The 229-nt window shown below is 38.9% G+C and carries 1 protein-coding gene; it reads left to right on the plus strand.

What is annotated here, in order from left to right; all coding sequences use genetic code 11:
• The coding region (locus H6A07_RS10140) for a hypothetical protein (RefSeq protein WP_204814784.1) at positions 1–229 on the plus strand (229 nt) is incomplete at both ends.

Raw genomic sequence — 229 nt, forward strand, 5'->3', positions numbered from 1 at the left:
ATCTACAATAAGACCTTGGTAGATAAAGTGGAAAATGTCGATCCGCTTAAAAATGCAGACAGGCGGGTGTTGTACGATCGTTGGAAAAATGTCGGTGATATAGCCAAATATAAAGCAATTACGAATACTACTGCGACGATGCCCACTTCCCGTTTTATCGAACAACAGAATTATATTACGTTATCTTCACTGAATCTGTCGTATGAATTCAATTGGAAAGGGTTGGAAC

Source organism: Olsenella uli (genome assembly GCF_016899935.1).
GTDB classification, from domain to species: domain Bacteria; phylum Actinomycetota; class Coriobacteriia; order Coriobacteriales; family Atopobiaceae; genus Thermophilibacter; species Thermophilibacter uli_B.